General features: G+C 58.9%; 15 protein-coding genes. 3 read left to right on the plus strand and 12 right to left on the minus strand.

Annotation, left to right across the window (positions count from 1 at the left end; all coding sequences use genetic code 11):
• Nucleotides 1-39: 39 nt before the first annotated feature.
• Genes AC4FS3_RS25420 through AC4FS3_RS25430 form a run of 3 tightly spaced genes read left to right on the plus strand, consistent with a single transcriptional unit; the run spans nucleotide 40 to nucleotide 4,761 of the window.
• On the plus strand, nucleotides 40-2,160 hold the full coding sequence (locus tag AC4FS3_RS25420; protein ID WP_491022817.1) for an ABC transporter permease: 2,121 nt from the start codon (nucleotides 40-42) through the stop codon (nucleotides 2,158-2,160).
• Nucleotides 2,160-3,251: a hypothetical protein gene (locus AC4FS3_RS25425; protein WP_491022818.1), complete on the plus strand. Its 1,092-nt coding sequence runs from the start codon at nucleotides 2,160-2,162 to the stop codon at nucleotides 3,249-3,251. The genes AC4FS3_RS25420 and AC4FS3_RS25425 overlap by 1 nt, the downstream gene beginning before the upstream one ends.
• A complete protein-coding gene (locus tag AC4FS3_RS25430; RefSeq protein WP_491022819.1) occupies nucleotides 3,244-4,761 on the plus strand; it encodes a sugar ABC transporter ATP-binding protein in 1,518 nt (505 codons plus the stop codon). The genes AC4FS3_RS25425 and AC4FS3_RS25430 overlap by 8 nt, the downstream gene beginning before the upstream one ends.
• Nucleotides 4,762-4,956: 195 nt before the next feature.
• Here AC4FS3_RS25430 and AC4FS3_RS25435 read toward each other — a convergent pair whose 3' ends face one another.
• The 12 genes from AC4FS3_RS25435 to AC4FS3_RS25490 all read right to left on the minus strand — a co-directional run bounded on the left by AC4FS3_RS25435 (nucleotide 4,957) and on the right by AC4FS3_RS25490 (nucleotide 19,577).
• Nucleotides 4,957-5,664, minus strand: coding sequence for an ABC transporter ATP-binding protein (locus AC4FS3_RS25435; protein WP_491022820.1), 708 nt, complete (start codon nucleotides 5,662-5,664; stop codon nucleotides 4,957-4,959).
• Complete coding sequence (locus AC4FS3_RS25440; protein WP_491022821.1) at nucleotides 5,648-6,397, minus strand: ABC transporter ATP-binding protein; 750 nt, start codon at nucleotides 6,395-6,397, stop codon at nucleotides 5,648-5,650. Before AC4FS3_RS25440 ends, AC4FS3_RS25435 begins: the two co-directional genes overlap by 17 nt.
• 2 nt (nucleotides 6,398-6,399) lie before the next feature.
• A complete protein-coding gene (locus tag AC4FS3_RS25445) occupies nucleotides 6,400-7,395 on the minus strand; it encodes a branched-chain amino acid ABC transporter permease (protein WP_491022822.1) in 996 nt (331 codons plus the stop codon).
• A 4-nt stretch (nucleotides 7,396-7,399) separates the two neighbouring features.
• Nucleotides 7,400-8,266, minus strand: a complete 867-nt coding sequence (locus tag AC4FS3_RS25450) for a branched-chain amino acid ABC transporter permease (protein ID WP_491022823.1) — start codon at nucleotides 8,264-8,266, stop codon at nucleotides 7,400-7,402.
• A gap of 67 nt (nucleotides 8,267-8,333) precedes the next feature.
• Complete coding sequence (locus AC4FS3_RS25455) at nucleotides 8,334-9,584, minus strand: amino acid ABC transporter substrate-binding protein (protein ID WP_491022824.1); 1,251 nt, start codon at nucleotides 9,582-9,584, stop codon at nucleotides 8,334-8,336.
• Nucleotides 9,585-9,628: 44 nt separating this feature from the next.
• Nucleotides 9,629-10,894 carry an amino acid ABC transporter substrate-binding protein gene (locus tag AC4FS3_RS25460; protein ID WP_491022825.1) on the minus strand — a complete coding sequence of 422 codons (1,266 nt, stop codon included), beginning with the start codon at nucleotides 10,892-10,894 and terminating at the stop codon, nucleotides 9,629-9,631.
• Nucleotides 10,895-11,112: 218 nt separating this feature from the next.
• Complete coding sequence (locus tag AC4FS3_RS25465) at nucleotides 11,113-12,735, minus strand: AMP-binding protein (RefSeq protein WP_491022826.1); 1,623 nt, start codon at nucleotides 12,733-12,735, stop codon at nucleotides 11,113-11,115.
• Between the two features lie 64 nt (nucleotides 12,736-12,799).
• Nucleotides 12,800-14,302, minus strand: a complete 1,503-nt coding sequence (locus AC4FS3_RS25470; protein WP_491022827.1) for a sugar ABC transporter ATP-binding protein — start codon at nucleotides 14,300-14,302, stop codon at nucleotides 12,800-12,802.
• Between the two features lies 1 nt (nucleotide 14,303).
• The gene (locus AC4FS3_RS25475; protein ID WP_491022828.1) at nucleotides 14,304-15,362 is read right to left on the minus strand and encodes an SMP-30/gluconolactonase/LRE family protein; all 1,059 of its coding nucleotides are present in this window, start codon (nucleotides 15,360-15,362) and stop codon (nucleotides 14,304-14,306) included.
• A gap of 53 nt (nucleotides 15,363-15,415) precedes the next feature.
• A complete protein-coding gene (locus tag AC4FS3_RS25480) occupies nucleotides 15,416-17,539 on the minus strand; it encodes an ABC transporter permease (protein WP_491022829.1) in 2,124 nt (707 codons plus the stop codon).
• Between the two features lie 27 nt (nucleotides 17,540-17,566).
• Nucleotides 17,567-18,580 (minus strand): sugar ABC transporter substrate-binding protein, encoded by a 1,014-nt coding sequence (locus AC4FS3_RS25485; protein WP_491022830.1) that lies wholly within the window; start codon nucleotides 18,578-18,580, stop codon nucleotides 17,567-17,569.
• Nucleotides 18,581-18,605: 25 nt separating this feature from the next.
• Entirely contained in the window at nucleotides 18,606-19,577 is a 972-nt protein-coding gene (locus AC4FS3_RS25490; protein ID WP_491022831.1) for an ABC transporter permease, read from the minus strand.
• Nucleotide 19,578: the final 1 nt, after the last annotated feature.

Raw genomic sequence — 19,578 nt, forward strand, 5'->3', positions numbered from 1 at the left:
GCCGGAATCCTCCCTGTGTCCCTCTGAGAGGCTGAAAACATGTCGCTGGCCACAACTATCAAGAAATTGCGCTATAAATACGTGCCCGATCACCAGCTGGGAGAGGCACTTTCAAAACCATGGATCGACACTGCGATCCCGGTGACGATCCTGCTGTTGATACTCGCCGTTTTTTCGACCTTTGTTCCGGGGCTTTTCGATCCCTATGCCATCTCGGACACCGCCCGACAGCTGGGCGAGACCGGGCTGGTGGTGCTGGGACTGGCAATTGTTATCCTCTGCGGCGGCATTGATCTCAGCGTTGGCGCAATTTTCGGTCTGTGCAATTTCACCGCCCTCGCGCTGATCCAGGGCCTCGGGCTGCCGATCCCGCTGGGCATCGCCGGCGCGATTGCCGTTGGCGGGCTAATAGGGCTCTTCAACGGAGTACTGATCGGATATCTGCGGCTGCGCGCCTTCCTGACCACTCTGGTAACGCTGATCATCGGGCGTGCGCTTTTGCAGAACCTTGTCATGGATTACGGCAGCGAAGTGATCCGCGAGCCCGAGAACTGGCAGCTCTGGGCCTTTATCGGAGAAGGAGAGGTTCTCGGGCTGCCGGTCAGTTTCATCGTGCTGATGATCGTCGCGGTCTTTGCCCATATCCTGCTGACACGGATGAGGCCCGGCTGGCATATGCAGGCGGTCGGCGGCTCGCGCCGTTCGGCACATAATGCGGGCATCAATGTGCGCTGGACCGTCTGCCAGAGCTATATCATCTCGGGCCTTTGCTGTGGCGCGGCCGCGTCCCTCTATGCCGCGAGACTCACCAATGCCGGGCCGGATGTCGGGAACGGACTTGAGATCCTGGCGCTGACGGCGGCGGTGCTGGGCGGCAACAGCCTCGGCGGAGGGCGCGGATCGGTTTCAAAAGCCATCATCGGCACCCTGATCGTTCTGATCATCACGAATTCGATCATTACGCTTGGCCTGCGCAGCGGCGGCACCAATCTGGTGATGGGCATCGTGCTGTTGCTTGCGGTGGTGATCGACGTGCGATGGGTCAAGAATCGCGAGAAAATCCTGTCGCGGATCTATATTTCACCGACCTATTACAAGGCCGAGACCATCCCGGAAACGCGGCAGGGCACGGCAAGTGTCTATGCGATCAACGACCGCCTGGCCTCGGCCGAGGCGCTGATGCTGGACAAGGTGGATGGCGCCGAGGATGTGGTCTTTGACAGCAAGGGCTACATGTATACCGGCAGCCGCCATGGGGATGTGCTGCGCCTTTCGCCGCCGCATTTCGACAAGGCTGAACATTTTGCGCATATTGGCGGCGCAACGCTTGGCTTTGCGGTTGACCGCAATGACCGGATCCATGTCTGCGTCTCGGGGATGGGGCTCTACGCCGTCGATCAGGATCGCAGCGTGCTCAAGCTGTCCGACCAGACCAATCGCAGCCTGCTGTCGATCCGCGATGACAGTCGGATCCGCTTTGCCGATGACCTCGACATAGCACCTGACGGCAAAGTCTATTACAGCGAAGCCACCGTGCGTTTCGACATTTTCGAATGGGCCTCGGACTCGCTTGAGATGCGAGGCAACGGGCGAATCCTGTGCTACGATCCGGCGACCGGGCTGACCCGAACAATGGTAAAAAACCTGATATTCCCGAACGGGATCTGCGTAACCCATGACGGCCAGTCACTCTTGTTCGCCGAAACCTGGGCTTGCCGGGTGCGCCGTCTGTGGATCGCCGGCCCGAAGACGGGGAAGGTCGAAATGGTGGTCGACAACCTTCCCGGCTACCCCGACAACATCAACCGCGCCTCAGACGGGACCTATTGGCTCGCCTTGATGGGGATGCGGACCCAGGCACTGGATCTGGCGCTGGAGATGCCGGATTTCCGGCGACGCATGGCGCAGCGTGTCGCTTTTGACGAATGGATCTACCCCAATCTCAACACCGGCACCGTTCTGAAAATCAACGAAAAGGGTGACGTGTTGCATTCGCTTTGGGACAGCACAGGCGAATATCACCCGATGATCACCTCGATGCGCGAACATCAGGGTCATCTCTATATCACGGGCATCTTCAACAATCGGATCGGGCGGATCCCGATACCCGGCGCCGATCCTGCGTGGACCGGGGTGAAATCCTACTGGGAGGGGGCGTGATGTTTACACGGCTGATGGATCGCATCCGGGGCGCCGGGACACATGCCGTCACCATCCCTTCGCTGGATGGGATGCTGAAACCCAATGCAGCACTTGACCAGGCCGAAAGCCTGACAAGGGTCACGGCCCCCGACAATCTGGTGTTGCACAGCGGAGAGGCGGGCGGGCAAGTCCTGTTCACCACCGGCGACGCAGTGTGCGGCATAGCCGACGGGGCCGCGAAGACGCTTTTCCGACTGGAGGCCGATATTGCCTCAATGGCCAGCGACGGCGGCGCGGCACTGGCCATCGGTCTGGAAAAGAACGGCGTCATCATCCGCGGGGGCCACCATGACGGGAAGCGGTTCGGAAACACCGGTGACCGGCCCCTTCTGTGCCCGACGGCGCTGATGTTCGACGGGCCGGACCATCTGTTTATCGCTTTGGGCAGCCAGGTCCACGCGCCGGCCCGTTGGAAACGCGACCTGATGGAGCGCAATGCGCAGGGGTCTGTCTGGCGTCTCGATCTGGCTTCCGGACAGTTCGAACAACTGGCGGATCGCCTGGCCTGGCCAGCCGGGCTCACGACAGATCGCCATGGCAAGGTCGTGGTAGCTGAAAGCTGGAAGCACCGACTGCTGGCGCTTGGCAAAGATACTCCGCAGGATATCATCCAGGACCTGCCAGCCTATGTTTCGCGCATCCATAAAACCGGCAATGGCTATCTTTTGGCCGCTTTCGCTCCAAGGCGGCAGATGGTCGAATTCGTCCTCCGTGAACCGGCCTATAAGAAGCGCATGATGGCCGAAATCCCCGAAGAGTACTGGATGGCACCCGCCTTGAGCAGCGGCTTTGACTTCCGCGAGCCATTGCAGGGCGGGCAGATCAGGCATCTTGGCGTTCTGAAGCCCTGGGCTCCGACCAAATCATACGGCTTGGTCATCACCACCGACCCCGATTTCCGTTTTATCAGCAGTTTACACAGCCGCGCCGGCGGGCGACGGCACGGTATTACCAGCTGCCTGCAACAGTCTGGCCGCATCATCTGTACCTCGCGCGGCGGCGACGAGGTCTTGTCTTCACCCGTAGCCGGGGAAATCAACCATGACTGAGCCAGGCAGCCTCGCAGGCGAAACGATTGTCGAGCTTTCGCAGATCACCAAGGAATATCACGGCGTGCCGGCGATCCGTAATGTTGACTGGACATTGCGGCGCGGTGAAATTCACGCGCTGCTTGGAGAAAACGGCGCGGGCAAGTCTACCCTGACCAAGGTCATCAGCGGGGTGACCGGCCAGAGCGCGGGCCGGTTGTCGGTCTTTGGGCGGGAGGTGAAATTCGCATCTCCAGGCGACGCGCTGGAATGCGGTATCGCCATGGTGTTCCAAGAAACCAATCTCGTGCCGACGATGACCGTCGCGCAGAATCTCTATCTCGGCGATGAAAGGGCGTTCAACCGGTTGCGCGGTCTCTATATTCAGGCGCAACAATTCATGCAGTCGCTGAATTTCGACGTGGATCCTTGGGCGCAGGTTTCAACCCTGGGCGCGGCCAAAAAGCAAATGGTTGAAATCGCCCGCGCCGTGCTTAAGCAGGCAAAGATCATCATCTTTGATGAACCTACGGCCACACTGACCCCCGAGGAAAAGAAACATTTCTTTGCTTTGATCCGCCGGCTGCAAGCTCGGGGCGTGTCGATCATTTTTATTTCGCACGCGTTGGAAGAAGCGCTGGAAATTTCTGACCGCATCACCATTCTGCGCGATGGCCAGGTGATCATCAGCGATCAGACCTCTGCCTTTAATCGCCATTCGATCGTCACCGCGATGGTGGGGCGTGAGATCAGCGAGGGTTTCGATGATGGCCCCCGCATCAGCCGCAAGCCGGGTGAGCGGATGCTCTCGGTGCAAAACATCTCCATGGGGCGCTTTGTGCGCAACACCTCGTTTTCCGTCTATGGCGGGCAGATCACCGGCATCTTCGGCCTGATCGGCTCGGGCCGCAGCGAGACGGCGAAGATCATCGCCGGGGCCTATAAGCGTAATTTCTTCTTTGGGGGCGAGGTCAGCTTCTTCGGGCGCAAGATCCGCTACGCGATACCCCGGCCCGGGGTGCGCGACGGGATTGTCTATGTCACCGAGGACCGAAAGCTGGAGGGGTTCTTTGAGCATATGTCGATTGCAGAAAACCTCTATGTCAACGAGCTCGCCGCCGAGCCCCAGGCAGGAACGGTGGTCAAACTGGCTGATATGCGGCGGCTGGCGAACCACTGGATCGGCAAGCTGAAGGTCCGGGCGCTGAACGCAGCCGAGGCGAAGGTGATCGAGCTGTCGGGCGGCAATCAGCAGAAGGTGGTAATTGCCGCTGCGCTGGCGAAAAAGCCGAAGCTGATCATCTTCGACGAACCGACGCGCGGCGTTGATGTCGGCGCGATTGCGGATATTCATGCGCTGATCCGCGAACTTGCAGACCAGGGGCTGGGCGTGGTTGTGATCTCTTCCTACCTGCCCGAAGTGCTGAAACTGTCTGACCGTATCCTCGTGTCCCGCGGTGGTCGCGTCGTGGAGGAATTCTCGGGCGAGGATGCCAGCGAGGAAAAGATCATGTTTGCGGCCGTGCATTGATCGCCAGGCAGGACAAGCGCCCGCCCCGGAGCCGATGGCGCCGGGGCGGGCTTTCGCTTGTTGTATCATTGCCCGGCTTCCCGGTGCCGGGACGACCTGGCAGTCCGAGTTTCTGGAGGAGTGCCAAAAAAACGCCCACCGGACATAGTCGGCGGGCGTTGGATCATGACCGGGACTGCGGTCGTTTCGTCAGCTTCAGGCGATCCCGAGAAAGGACTCGCGGATCCTCGGATCCTGGGCGAGTTCCTTGCTGGGCCCGCCCATTGTGACCATTCCCTTTTCGATAACGAACACCTGTTCGCTAACCTCAAGGCCGCGTCCGACATCCTGTTCGACCATCAGGATCTGCATCCTCTCGCCCGCCATGGCGGGGATCAGCTCGAAAATCTGGTCAACGATGATCGGGGCAAGCCCTTGCGATGGTTCATCAAGGATCAGCACCCGGGGATCACTGATCATAGCACGACCAATCGCCAGCATCTGCTGCTCACCTCCCGACAGCAGGCCGGCAGTCTGGCTGCTTCTTTCACGCAGCCGGGGAAAGCGCGCGAATTCGCGCTCGATCCGGTCGGCCACGACAGAACGCGGCAGCCTGTAGCCCCCGACCTGAAGGTTCTCCAGCACGCTCATGGAAGGCAGGGTACCACGCCCGCTGGGGACCATCCGCACGCCGCGACGGGCGATTTCATGGGCAGGTTGCTGGTCGATCCGCTGGCCATCAAGCGTAACCTCGCCGCTGTGCCATTCCAGCAAACCGCAAAGCCCGCGCAGCAAGGTCGTCTTGCCGGCACCGTTCGAGCCGACAATACTTGTCACCGGCGTCTTGCCCAGATCCAGCGTGATGTCCGACACAATGGGCGCGCCTTTTTTATAGCCTCCGGTGAAATTAGATATTCTGAGCATAGCGCCCCCCCAGATAGACCCGAATAACCTCGGGTGAGCGGGCAACCTCATTTGGGGCGCCCTCCGCCAGTTTTTCGCCCTGAGCGATCACGATCACCCTGTCAGACAGCGCCATGACCGATCGGACATCATGTTCGACAAAAATGATACTGATGCCGCGCTCGCGCACTTTGCGCAAAATCGCAAGGATCAGCTCGCCATCCGCAGGATTAAGACCCGCAAGGATTTCATCAGTCATCATGAGACGCGGATCAGAGGCGACAGCCCGCGCGATTTCGACCCTTTTCTGGTCACCGATGGTCAGGGAGTCTGCAAATTCATCCTTCAGGTGCTGCAGGCCGCAAAGCTCCAGAGCCTGGCGGGTGCCCTCTTCGGCACTGACACCTGGCCTGGCACTCTGGCCGCGAAACAGGCTCGCAACATGGACATTCTCCCAGACCGTCATGCCCGACAGCAGCGAGGCCGCCTGAAAGGTCCGGACGGCCCCCAGCTCACAGATCCGGTCAGGCCTGGCCGAGGTGATCGAATGACCATCCAGAATGATCTCGCCCCCGGAGGGCGGAAATATCCCTGAAATAAGATTGAACAAGGTGGTCTTGCCTGCACCATTGGGGCCGATCAGGCCGACAACCTCATTGCGGCCAATGGTGAAAGACACGTCCTTCAGCGCGATCACGCCGCCGAAACGCCGCGAGACCTGACGCACCTCAAGCAAAGGGGAAGCACTCGCCATGGTCATTTCTCCGTGTTCGGGGGGATCGGCGCGGATTTGCTGCGCCGGGTAACCGACCAGAAAATGCTCATAAGACCGCCGGGAGCAAAGGTGATGATCGCGACGATCAGTGCTCCGTAGATCAGCCGGTGATATTCAAGAAAATTACCCCAGGTGAACTGATCAATTACGCTGAGACCAATCGCCCCGATAATCGGTCCGATCACGGTTCCGGCTCCGCCGAACACCGTTGCCAGGATCATGTTCAGGGTGAATTTCATGTCGAGCACGCTTTGCACCGAGACAAAACTCAGGAAGGGTGCAAAGGCTGCTCCCAGCACACCAGGCCAGGCCGCGCTGAAGACAAAGGCGATGACTTTGTACTTGAGTATCCGGATGCCCATCGACTCGGCAAGCGTTTCGTCTTTGCGAAGTGCGTGGAGCGCAAATCCAATCCTGGATTTTGCCAGCCACATGACCGAGGCAACCAAGAGGCTGACAGTAATCAGAAAGATATAGAAATAGGTCAGCAGGCTGTAATCAAGATGCACGCTCCAGCCGACGTCATATTCGTTCAGACCTCTCGTGAAGGTCCAGCGCTGCAGGATGTTCTCGAAAATCAGCATCACCGCCAGGGTCGACAGCGCAAAGTATAGCCCCCGCTGCTTGAAGATCGGCGTAAAAAACAGCGCGATCACGCCCGAGACCATACCCCCCAGCAGCATGACAACAGGTAAAGGCAGGCCAAAGCGAACGATGCCAATAGCGCCCGCAAAGGCACCGATCCCAAAGAACACTCCATGACCAAAGCTCGCATAGCCGGCAAAGCCACCGATCACATTCCAGGCCGAAGCGAGGCCGATATTGATCAGAATAAAAACTGCGACCCGAATCCAGTAATCGTTCACAAAGAGAGGCAGCAGAGCGGCGGTGGCAGCGCTAAGAACAAGTACCGCGATCTGGACGGCAAGCCTGCTCTGTCGCAGCGACCAGGCAAGTTTTCCTATTTTTTCGAGCATGGGATCACTTCCTTGTAGCGTGGCCGGTTCCAAACAGGCCTTGCGGCCGGAACAACAGGAACAGGAGAAGAACCGAGAAAGTAACGGCGGGGGCGATGGTCGGAGTGAAGAAGGCCGCCGCGAATGACAGAACGCCAAAGATCAGCCCGCCTACCAGAGCGCCGGCCATTGAGCCAAGACCCCCGATGACGATCACAAGGAAAGAATCCACCGTCCAGTGAAAGTCCATGTAAGGGGCGAGCGGCGAGAGGGTGATGAACATACCGCCCGCAAGCCCGGCCCAGACCCCCGAGACGAACATGGTTTTCTCGAAAGTTGCCGCGAGGTTGATGCCGTTCAGCTGTGCCGACTGGCGCTCATCCCGGCAGGCCCGGACGGCGCGACCGAACCCGGTCTTTTGCAGCAGGAAATAGAGTGCGGCGGCAGACAGCAGGCTGATCACGAAGATCACCAGATCGAAGGAGGGAATGAAAGTCTTGCCCAGGAAGAACCCCGGCGGCAGCCCGATATCGATGCGCAACATCCGCTCTTCGGAGCCCCAGTAATGTATCCCCAGTTCGGTGATCACCGTCGCGATGCCGAAGGTCTGGACGAGGACCATCAACGGCTCCAGCTGAAAAGTTCTGGCGATAAACAAACGCTGGGTGATGGCTGCCAGCACCCCGGTGCCAAGTGCACCAAGGCTCAGCGCCAGAACGAAATGCAGGCCAAAGCGGGTCGCAAGGTAATGGGTCAGCAAACCTCCGAAGACGACCAGCGCGCCATGGGCAAAGTTCACGATACCGATCACGCCCAGCACCAGGCTGAAGCCAAAGGCCGCCAGCGCATAGATGCCGCCGCGTAAAAGCCCATAGATGATCACATCTTCCATCGGGGAATAGTCCTTTCGGTATTGTCAGATCCAGAGCGTCCGCTCCCGGAGCAGTGTGCGGGGCTGTTCAGAACGCGGCCTTGGGATAGACGCCCTGCGCCTGCGCCAGCTCTGCCGGATAGACAACGAATGGGGCGGGCCCCGTACCCTGCCATTGGATCACCGGCATCACCTCGCGCTGGATACGACCCTTTTCGTTGAAGGTGACGGGCCCCCAGACTGTCTCTGCGTCGATCGCGAGCAGCGATTGCCGGATCGCCTCCTGATTGAACGGATCGGCCGGATCGGCATCCCTGAGCACCAGCTCGTAGAGCAGCGGAAGCGCATAGGCCATTGCTGCGTGATAGCCGGGCGCATAGCCGTATTCTGCCTCAAAAGCCTGGTAGAAGGCTTGGGGCGAGGCGAAATGCGGATCACTATAGGCGAGCTGCGGAGTCCAGAGAGTGGCCCCGATTACATCCGTCAGCATGGGACCGAGAGTTTCCCGCACCACAGCATTCGTGGTCAGGTGCCCGCCGATAAATGCCTTTGGCTGCACCCCCAGGGTGGCGAGTTCCTGCACCAGTTTGATGCAAACGACATCCCAGGCCGGAGTGGCGATAATATCCAGATCGCCCGCCGATTTGAACCTCAGCGCGGCAGGCCGGAAATCCTGGGCATTCATTGGCAGGACGACTTCCACAACGATCTCGATCCCCGCCGCCTCGCAACGCTCTTTGAGACCGGCAGCGTGTTCGTGATAGACAGGATCATCCATCACCAGAAGACCAAGCGTCTTTGGCGCAGGCGACAACCCGGCAAGGTAGTCAATCGAGGACTTGTAATAATTACGGGCATTTCCGACCAAAGTAAAGGCGGTATGGCCTCCGATCTCTTCATCGACCCTGACCGAGGCCGCGCCGGCCTGTACCAGAACGCGCCCATAGCGGCTGGCGATGGCCCCCTGTGCCAGAACGGTATCGGTACCATAGGCGCCGACGATACAATCCACCCGATCATCGCTGATCAGCTTTTCTGTCAGCTGCGCGGTGCGAGAGGCATTGTTCTCGTCATCGTAGATGGTCCATTTGACACCCATCTCACGGCCGCCGACAGAAATAGCCCCTCCGACCGTCTTCTCCCAGAAATGCCAGGCGTCGCGGTAGATCCGGGCGACTTTTTCATAGGTACCGGTCAGGGGCAGCGATGCACCGAAATGCACGGTCGATCCCTGTGCATGGCCCTGCCCCGGCGGCAGCGCGAGAGATGCCGCCGCCGCGCCCGCCGCTCCGATCAGGGAACGGCGGGAGACTATGGCTTGCGCCAGCTTATATGTCATATGGGTCCTCCTCCCCGGCAGACAGATCTGAACGGTTGCCCGGGTTACCAGGCGGGTTTTGGATAGACCCCCGCCGATTGCGCCATCTCAGAGGGCGCGATGATACTGTATTGCAGGTCCTCACCAAGGAACTGGACAGCGGGTGCCAGATCGCGCCTGATGCGCCCGACCTCGTCAAAGGAGACCGGCCCCCAGATGGTGTTCTCGCGGTTAAGCGAGGCAAGACCATCACGCAGGAAATCCTGGTTGAAAGGATCAGCCGGATCAGCGTCTTTCAACACCTCCTGATAGATCCACGGCAGGATATAGGTATAGGCGACGTGATAGGTGGGGTCGTACCCATATTCCTCTGCGAAACGGGCGGCAAAGGCCCGCCCGGAGGCAAAGGTTTCATCCTTGTAAGGAAACTCCGGCAGCCAGACCGAGGTTCCGATCACACCCTGCATCCTGGGTCCGAGCGCCTCGCGAACAGCGGGATTGGTCGCAAGGTGCCCCCCGACAAAGGCACCCGGATTCACGCCGAGCGCCGACATCTCCTGTGCGAGCTTGATACAGATGGTATCCCAGCCGGTATTGTAGACGATCCCAAGATCACCCGCGCCTTTCAGCCGCAAAGCTGCGGCCCGCAAATCCTGCGCGTTCATCGGCAGAACAATCTCTTCGACAAGCGCGATCCCCAGTTCGGCGGCCTTATCCTTCACGCCTTGGGCGATTTCGTGATAGACGGGATCATCCATTGTGACGATGGCGAGCGTTTTCGGCCCATCGGCAAGGCCACTGAAAAAGCTCATTGCGCCAAGCCCGTATGTGCTGGTCCGGTTGATACAGGTGAAGGCGGTTTTTCCGCCGATCTCATCATCGACCCGCCGCGACGCCGCGCCCGATTGCAGCAGGACGCGGTTGTATTTCTGCAAGATTGAACCCTGGGCCAGGATCGTATCGGTGCCATAGGTTCCCAGAACAAGATCAACATTATCGTCGCTGACCAGTTTCTCCGTCAGCTGTGCCGCGCGTGAGGCGTTATTCTCATCGTCATAGATGGTGAGTTTGATCTCACGCATCTCACCCGCCACGTTCATCCGGCCCTGATTCACCTTCAGAAAGAATTCATAGCCATCGCGGCAGATCCGCGAGACTTTCTCATAGGTTCCCGTCAGTGGCAGTGATGCGCCGATATGCACGACACCGGAATTGGCCGAAGCGTGCCGGGCATAAAAGGGCGTAGTGAGCGCAGCGGTGGCGGCCGCAACCACAGAACGATTCACAAAGGCGCGGCGGGTCAGACCCCGCGCTGTCTCGATTTTTGTCATTTCATTCCTCCCGGTCTGGCACCTCATTTTGGTTCGTGGCGCCTTATAAACCAAACGATAGTTTGTTTTTTGTCCCAGGTCAACAGATCTGAGCTTTATAGCTTATATATAGCTTATATTCTGTAGTGACTTGGATTCGCAGAGCCACGGCATTGCAACTTAAGATAAAACATTGGTTTGTTTGATATCTCCTGGCAGTGGTGCCCTTGCAGCCCGCGTCAGGACTCAGCGATCCGCGCGTTGATCAACGTAATCGCGCCAGATTTCCAGTCGCGCTGCCAAGTATCGCAATCGGTTCCAATGCCACGCATACGATTCTTCTGGACCTTCTGATTGGCGGTCCGCGGCATATTCTCGCGGATCTCGAGATAGGACGGCACCCAGAACCGTGGCAGCCTCAAGATGCAGAACTCCCAGAAATCACCCGGGTCAAGGCTTTCGCCAGGAACAAGGCAAAGCACAATTTTCACATCGTCCTCGCCCATGTCAGAGACCACAGGCACAGCCGCGCTTTCCAGCACCGCCGGGTGGCGGTTGATCGCATATTCCAGCTCGAAAGATGAGATATTCTCACCCCGCCGTCGGATCGAGTCGGTCATGCGGTCAATGAACCAGAGGTTTCCCCCGGCATCCAGCCGACAGGTATCGCCCGTGTGGAACCACAGATTGCGCCAGGCCTTTACCGTGGCTTCAGGTTTGTTGTGGTATTCGCTCAGCATAGCGGAAGGCTTACGCGGCCGGACCAGCAACTCGCCTGCCGTCCCTGTCGGCAGTGGCCGGTCGTCCTGATCCACGACCTGCACCTCAAATGTCTCGCTGTTCACACGCCCGCATGAGGTTCCCAGCCGAGGCGCTCCAAACGGGGTTCCCGCGACGATTCCTGTTTCGGTTGCCCCGTAAGCTTCGATGATCTGGCACCCGAAGCGGGCTTCGAATTCCGGGTTCATATTGCCATTGTAGAAGGCACGGGCGGGCTGGCTCGCGTCGTCGGGCCGTGACGGCTGCTTCAGAAGGATTGGCACCATCGAAAAGATGCCATGCGCGATGGCGGCATTGGCCGCGCGCACCTCATCCCAATAGGCCGAGGCGGAAAAGCGCGGTGCGACAAAAACGCTGTTCCCGAAAAGCAGCGAGGGCAACACGCCCATCCAGGCACCGATCGCATGGAAAAGCGGCAGCGGCGTATAGATCGTCTCGCCCGGTTGCAACTGCATCAATGCGCTCCAGTCCAGCGCATAATTTACCAGATGCGCGTGGCTCGACAGCACGCCTTTTGAAGGTCCGGTAGTGCCCGAGGTGAACGAAATCGCCACCGGGTCGGAGAACCTCAGGTTTGGGCCCGCAAAATGGGCTTCTCCGGTGAGAAGATCGGCCAGTGTCACGAAGTTGAAGCGCATGGCCAGATCTGCAGGCACATTGGTGGCCCGAGTAAGTACGATATGACGCAATCCGGGCACCTGATCGACGATTTCCGAAAGTCGGGGCAGGTATTCGTCATCAATGACAAGATGGCTCACGCCGGTGCTGGCCAGCTGATAGGCAAGAATTTCGCCCATATAGGCGGTGTTAACCGGCACATAGATCGCGCCGAGCCGCGCTGCCGCAAACCAGGCCAGAACGAAGCCGAAGGAATTCTTCGCCAGAATACCAAGCTTACCGCCCTGGGTCAGGCCAAGCCGGGCCAGCGTTGCCGCCGTCTGCCTTGTAGCAGCCTCAAAACTTCCGAATGTATGGTTCCCATCGGGAAACATAAGAAAAGTCGCGTCCGGCGTTTTTTCCGCCATCCGGGTGAGCTGCAAAGGCAGCACCCGATCGTCGTAGTCAATTTCCAATCGCGTCATCGCGGTTCGCTCCTCCGGCCCGCCACTGGGGTTCACAGCCTCAACTGCGCCCTGCGGGTCTGTTTCAGTGGACAGCCGCATACATGATGCGTTTTTCACTCGCGGTATGGGCGGTCATTTCCTCGACAATCTTGCCTGCCCGCGCCACGAGGATACGGTCAGAAAGGGAAAGGATTTCGGGGAGATAGGAAGAAATCACGATGACCGCGATCCCCGAGTCTGCCAGCCTGTTGATCAGATTGTGGATCTCGACGATGGCCCCCACATCCACGCCCCGCGTCGGCTCGTCAAAGATCACCAGTTTCGGCTTTTGGATCAGCGCTTTTGCGATGACCACCTTCTGCTGATTGCCCCCCGACAACTCGATCACTCTGGCCGAAGGGTTGATCGCCTTGACATTCAGATCGCCGATCCACTGCCTGGCAACCTTCTGCGCTTCGGCCATTGAAACCAGGGAGACCGGGTTCATCCGTGTTGCCAGCGCGCCCATATGGATGTTCTGCGCGATGGACATCGTCTCGAAGAAACCCTCGATCTTCCGATCCTCGGTGATGTAGACAATGCCGTCGCTGATGGCCCTGCGCGGGACGCGGTAGCGCACCGAGCGGTCATTCAGCCGGATTTCGCCACCGTGGAAAAGATCGCGTTTCAGCACCCCCGCCACGATCTTCATGGTTTCGGTCCGCCCCGCCCCGACGAGGCCAAACATACCGGTGATCTGGCCACCATAGATTGAGAATGAAGTATTCCGGACGATCTTGCCCATCGAGACATTGTCAACGCTAAGGACCTTGCGACCGCGCGGTCTGATCGGCAACTCGACCCCCTTTCGCGCCCCGTAGAGCTCGCCGGACAATGATCGCCCAACCATGGCCTGAATGATCTTGTCGCGGTCCAGATCCCGTGTCGGCGCTGTCAGCACCTTCTCACCGTCGCGCAGGATGGTGATACGGTCAGAAAGTGAAAGCGCCTCTTCCAGGGCGTGACTGATAAAGATGATCGAGACGCCGCGCTTTTTCAGCCTGCCGATCAGACCAAAGAAATGATGTTTCTCTTCGGGCGTAAGGGTGGCGGTCGGCTCGTCAAATATGATGATCCGGGCCTTGTGATGGGTGGCACGGGCAATTTCAACGAGCTGTTTTCGGGCGGCACCAAGAGAGCTGACCAATGCTTCAGGATCAACCTCGAAGTTCATGCTGTTCAGGAATTGCTGCGCCTCGATATAAAGCCCGCGCAGGCGGTTGAAGACCTTTTCGCTCCCAAGATAGATGTTTTGCGCGACGGTCATACCACCGACCAGGTTCGTCTCCTGAAACACCATCGCGATACCGCTGCGCAGAGATTCCGCAGGGCTGTTCAGCGCCAGCGGTTTTCCATCAAGCAATATCTGCCCGCGTGTCAGGCGATGCACCCCGGCCAGCGCCTTGGTGAGCGTTGACTTACCTGCGCCGTTTTCGCCCAGGATCGCATGGACCTCACCCTCTTCGAGGGTGAAATCAACATTGCTGATCGCCGCCACACCGCGAAACTCCTTGGTCGCGCCCCTCAGTTCCAGAATTGCCGCCATGTCAGGCCTCCTCGAGTTCGGGATGTGCGAATTCCACCTTTACCGCGCGCCCCCTGCCCTTCGCCCCGACAAGAAAACCGGTGCCGTGTGACACAAGGGAAACCGTGCCATGCGCCTCGCCATCGGCGCGACTATGCCAGCTCAGCATCGGCTGCATCGCAGCGTCGCAAAGGGCCACCAGTCCGTAAGACCGGGGTGGTGCCCAGGGTTTGAGCACCCCCATCATTTTCACGGAGTCGCCCTGGATTTGTTCCTTGAAGGACAGATTGCTTTTGAGTGCCGGGGCCATCCAGTAGTCTTCGTGGATTTCGGCCATCATGCGGCGGCAATAAGCACGCTCGCGCAGAACGAATTCATAAAGCTGATTACGAGCGGACAGAAAGCTGAGCAAATAGCCCTGCGCTCCGACCGGAATGATCCGCGCGGGGTAGCCGGGCAGATTGCCTGCCACAAGCTCGGGCCCGCCCTTCCCCTCGCAGGACAGCCGGGAGATCTGATATTTCCAGCTTTCCGACACATAGACCCCCCCGTCAGGGGCCAAAGCCAGCCCGTAGGGGAATGCCAGCCCATCGCCAAGCAGTCTCCCCGAGCCGGTTCTGAGGTCAATTCGCCATACCGAGCCAGAGCGCCCCAATCCAACCATGTCGAATTTCCATCGTGCCGCAGGATTGCTGGCCGAGCCATTCGCGACCAGCACTTCATCGGCGGACAGAAACAGTATCGCCGTGATGCAATTCAGCGCGTGACCGCCCTCAAGGCTGTTGACCCGGCGCCCATCATGCGCGCCACCTCTGATCAGCAACCCCTGACCGTCCAGCCCGATCGCAAGAACCCCCTCTCGCAGCGCCAGAGCCGAGATCGGCGCAGGGCCGGCGTATTCAGCCTGAGGTGACGCCCCGAGATCCGCCTCGGGCACGCTGAACACTGCCATTCCGGTCGAAAACCAGACCCTGCCGCCGTCAGAGCTAAGATTGTCGAGACCAGGTGCTTCGAAAACCTGTTCGCCTTCCTCTAACAGCTGATTGGGCAGGAACGGGCCATCCATTACGGGAATGGTCACAGCATATTCCCCACGTCCCAACAGAGCGTTGAAACGCTCTCTGGCAAAACCGATCATGGTGTAGTCCCCCAGTAATCTGCCGGTCCGCTCCAGTCGGGGTCAGCGCCCGGGATCTTCCATTTCCCGATACGGTTGTTCGAGATACCGCCAAGATAGAGATAGCCCTTATGTTCTTTGACCGAGCAGACCATCGGATGATTGGTACCCACTTTGTCCCAAAGCACATCAAGCACGCGGCCATCGGCGGTGATTTTCACGGCACAGCCGACATTGATATTCGGCATCATCCAGTTGGATGGCCCCATCCGACGGGTCATACGGCGCCGGAAACCCGGCATGGTTGCGGCCAGATCCCAGGCGGGCGAACGCATTCCGACCAGCGTCGTCCAGTAGTGCCCGTCAGAGGCGCGGTTGATATTGTCGGGCAGACCCGGCAGATTTTCCAGTACGCGTTCGACCCGGCCTTTCTTTGGCCCGTCGAACCAGTACCGCGAGATACGGCAGGCCCAGGTCTCGGCGAAAAGCAGCGATTCCTGGTCGGGCATCACGCAGACCCCGTTCGGGAACATCAGGTTTTTCAGGACGGTGCGGGTGGTTTTCGTACGGGGATCATAGCAGATCAGTCGCCCGTTCCCACGCATCTCAAGGGAATCGAGCGGCCAGTCGACATGGTTGTAGCGGATGGTGGCCTCAGAAAAGAAGATACGGCCATCTGCCGCGATATCCAGGTCGTCGGCCAGTCGCATTCTTGTGTCATCGACGATGGAAAAACGCGAACGGTTGGTCTCATCGGTCAGTTTGACGACCTCGCGCCCTGGTGTGATCATGTACAGGCCCATGCCAGAGACACAGCAGACCAGGTTACCCGCGCGGTCAAACTGCATACCAAGGGGATGGCCGCCAATATGGGCATAGACCTCCCAGGTCTTATGATCGGGAGCGTTGAACTTAATGACCTCGCCCTGGCGATTGCCGGCATAGACATTGCCTTCCCGGTCGATCAGCGGATCCTCCGGGCCTTCGATCTCGCCGAGGCCGATCAGTTCTACATCATGCAGGCGGTTGTTCACCGCCCAGACACTGTCACTGCCCTCATCGGTCTCGGGAACGGGGGGCAGCTTGCAGAAAGTTGGCGAGACATAGAGCTTGTTCAGCAACTTGTCGCGATGCTTCAGCCAGTGCACATCCACAAAGACGGCAAGGATAAGAACGACACCAAGGATCAGAGCCGCAGTCGGGCCGGGAACCGCCATCTGGATCATGCTGTTCGACAGAACCAGGAAGATGACGACCCCCATCAGTGCTTTGGGAACCGAACCGCGCCCCCCGCCCAGAGAATTGCCACCCAGAACCACTGCCGTCAGCGCAGCGATCTCAATTCCGACACCGGTATCTGACCCTGCACTGCCAATCCGGGCAGAAAACAGGATTGCCGCGACAGCGCAAAGCACGCCCGAAAGCACATAGGTCAGAAAGAGCGTCCGGCGCACATTGATCCCGGCATTGTAAGCCGAACGGCGTTGGCCGCCGACCGCGAGGATATGCCAGCCCGGACGCATCCTCGAGAGCATTATGTGCAAAACGACCGCTATGAACGCGAAAATCCAGATCGCAGGCGGCAGACCCAAAATCCGCTCATAGCTGAGAAAGTCCCAGATCACGGAGTCACTGGATCCGGTGACGATCTGTGTCGAGACCATTGGCCAGAACAGTTCAAAGACCGAGCGATAGATGATCAGCATCACCAGCGTGGTCAGGAACGCCCTTAACCGCAGATAGCCGATCAGATATCCGTTGATCGCCCCGCAGATCGCGCCCAGGCCGATCACTGAGAAGAGCGTTGCCGGAAAACTCCAGCCCAGGACGTTCAGGCAGGTCAGGGTCGCCAGAATGGCAAGCCCATAGATGGCACCAACCGAAAGGTCGATGCCGCCCGACAGCATGACAATTGCCAGCGCAATCACGAGCAGTCCGAATTCCGACCCCTGCTGACCAAGGTCGATCAGACCGCTGGCGCTGAGAAACGCCGGATTCAGGGTCGCAAAAACCGTGATCGCCAGGACCATGGTGGTGAAGGGGATGGCGTTGTCGATCCAGCGCTTGGCGAGCACTTCCCCGACCAGATGGTCGGGAAAAAGCCGGTAGCGCAGCCGCGTAATCGCCTCGGCGGTGGTCATGGCATTCCTCCGATAAGGGAATTTCGGTCAGCGCAGATCGTCCATCGTCCAGCAATTGCGGCCGGTGTTGTTGCTGGCATCGACGACATTGAGCAGCGAGAAATAGGTCACCTTGTGGTCGCCGGCCGGCAACGCTGACTGCAACAATTCGGCGATCTGCTGGTTGAGAACCGGGCCCTGCGCAGGGAGATCATAATTGACGACCTTGGTCAGCAACCCCTTGTCGATATTGTCGCAGGTGGTCTTGCTGCCCGCGCCAAAGGTCGCGATCATGACCTGACCCTGTTTGCCTGCCTCGACCACAGCGGAGCCCGCGCCGATATCGGAATTGTCCCAGGGACCCCAATAGCCGCAAAGATCGGGGTGCTGCTGCAGGACCGTCGCCATAATCGAGCGGGTCTTCACCGGATCGTAATTGGCCGATTGCTGCGCCACGACCTCGATCTCGGGGTGCTGATCAATAACATTATAGAGGCCACGCACCGAATAGAGAGTGCTGGCACCCGTGGGCGGGCCCAGAATGATCGCAATCTTGTTCGACGGGCCAGCTCCATCCTTGCCGCAATATTTCGCCAGCTCTTCGCCACCCTTCTCGCCAACCGCGATCCAGTCGCCGCCGACATAGGAATCGGATTTGACCATCGATTCCATGTTCAGCTGCAAGACCTTGATGCCAGCGCGCTGAGCGCGCTCAACCAGTTTCGCGTAGGACTGCACATCGGGATTGTGCAGGACGATAAGATCGACGCCATCGGAAATGGCGGAATTCATCGCGCGGATGCCGGCTTCGGTACTCCAGTTCGGATCGCGGACCTCAAGCGTGTAGCCAAGCGCCTCGGCCTGACGCTGCATCATCAGATACCAGGCTTCAGTCAGGTCAAATCCCATTGCGATCGGGATAAAGACCACGCGTTTGCCCCTGAGCGCCTCGTAATAGGGCTCGCGGCCCGGATTATCGAGACCCTTGTCCTGCGCGAGCAACGGCGCAGTGGACAGGGTCATGGCAGCGACCGTCAGGCAGGCCTTTAGTGACCAGTTCATGATTAGCCTCCCAGATGTTTGTTTTTTAGATATCGCCCTGCTGAGCAGTCTGCTCGTCGCGAGGATTGATGATTGTATCGACAATCAGCGCCCCCAACAGAATGACGCTTTTGATCAGATTCTGCACCGTGTAGCCGATATCCATGATCGTCATGCCGTTTTGCAAAATGCCGACCATAAGCGTGCCGACCATGACATTGCGGACACCGCCCTTACCGCCGCTGAGGCCAATGCCACCCAGCACCACGACCAGCAACACATCGTAGATCATGGTCGAATTGTAGATGCGGGTATTTATGCTGGAACTCGAGGCCGTCATGACAAGCGCCGCGAGAAAGGCGATGACCGCAGCGAGCACATACTGCGTCACAATGACCGGGCGGACGGGAATTCCGCTCAGTTTTGCGGCCTCGGGGTTATCTCCTACCGCATAGACAAAGCGCCCGAACAGGGTTCCGCGCAAAATCAGGGTCAAAAGCAGCGCTGTTCCGGCAAAGGCAAGTATCACCCAGGGAATACCGAACAGCGAGCCATAACCCAGTGCCTCCAGCCAGGCGATATTTGCGGGCGTGTTCTGGACGTCGGTATTGAAGAAGAACGCCCGACCGACGCCGAATACAATGGAACCCATCGCAAGTGTCGTGAAGACCGCCGGGATCTCGGCATAGGCGACCACCACCCCGATCACGACGCCAACAAGCGCCACAAACAGCAGCCCGAAAAGCAATGCTTGGGTCAGGCCATAGCCCGCAGCCGAAATGGCAAGCGCGACTGACATACCCGTGACAAGCGTGGCCACCATCGAAAGGTCAACGCCGCGGCCAATCACCACGAGTGCCATACCAAGGCTCATGATCCCAAGGATCGACACGCTCTTCAGCAGAGCAGAAAGATTTCCAGTAGTCAGGAAGCCATTAAGAATAATAGAAAAAATGATGAAGAGTATCAGTCCGAGCAGCAGGACCACACCCTCCTGCGTCATGGCGGGTAATCGCATA

Source organism: Pseudogemmobacter sp. TB195 (genome assembly GCF_058313095.1).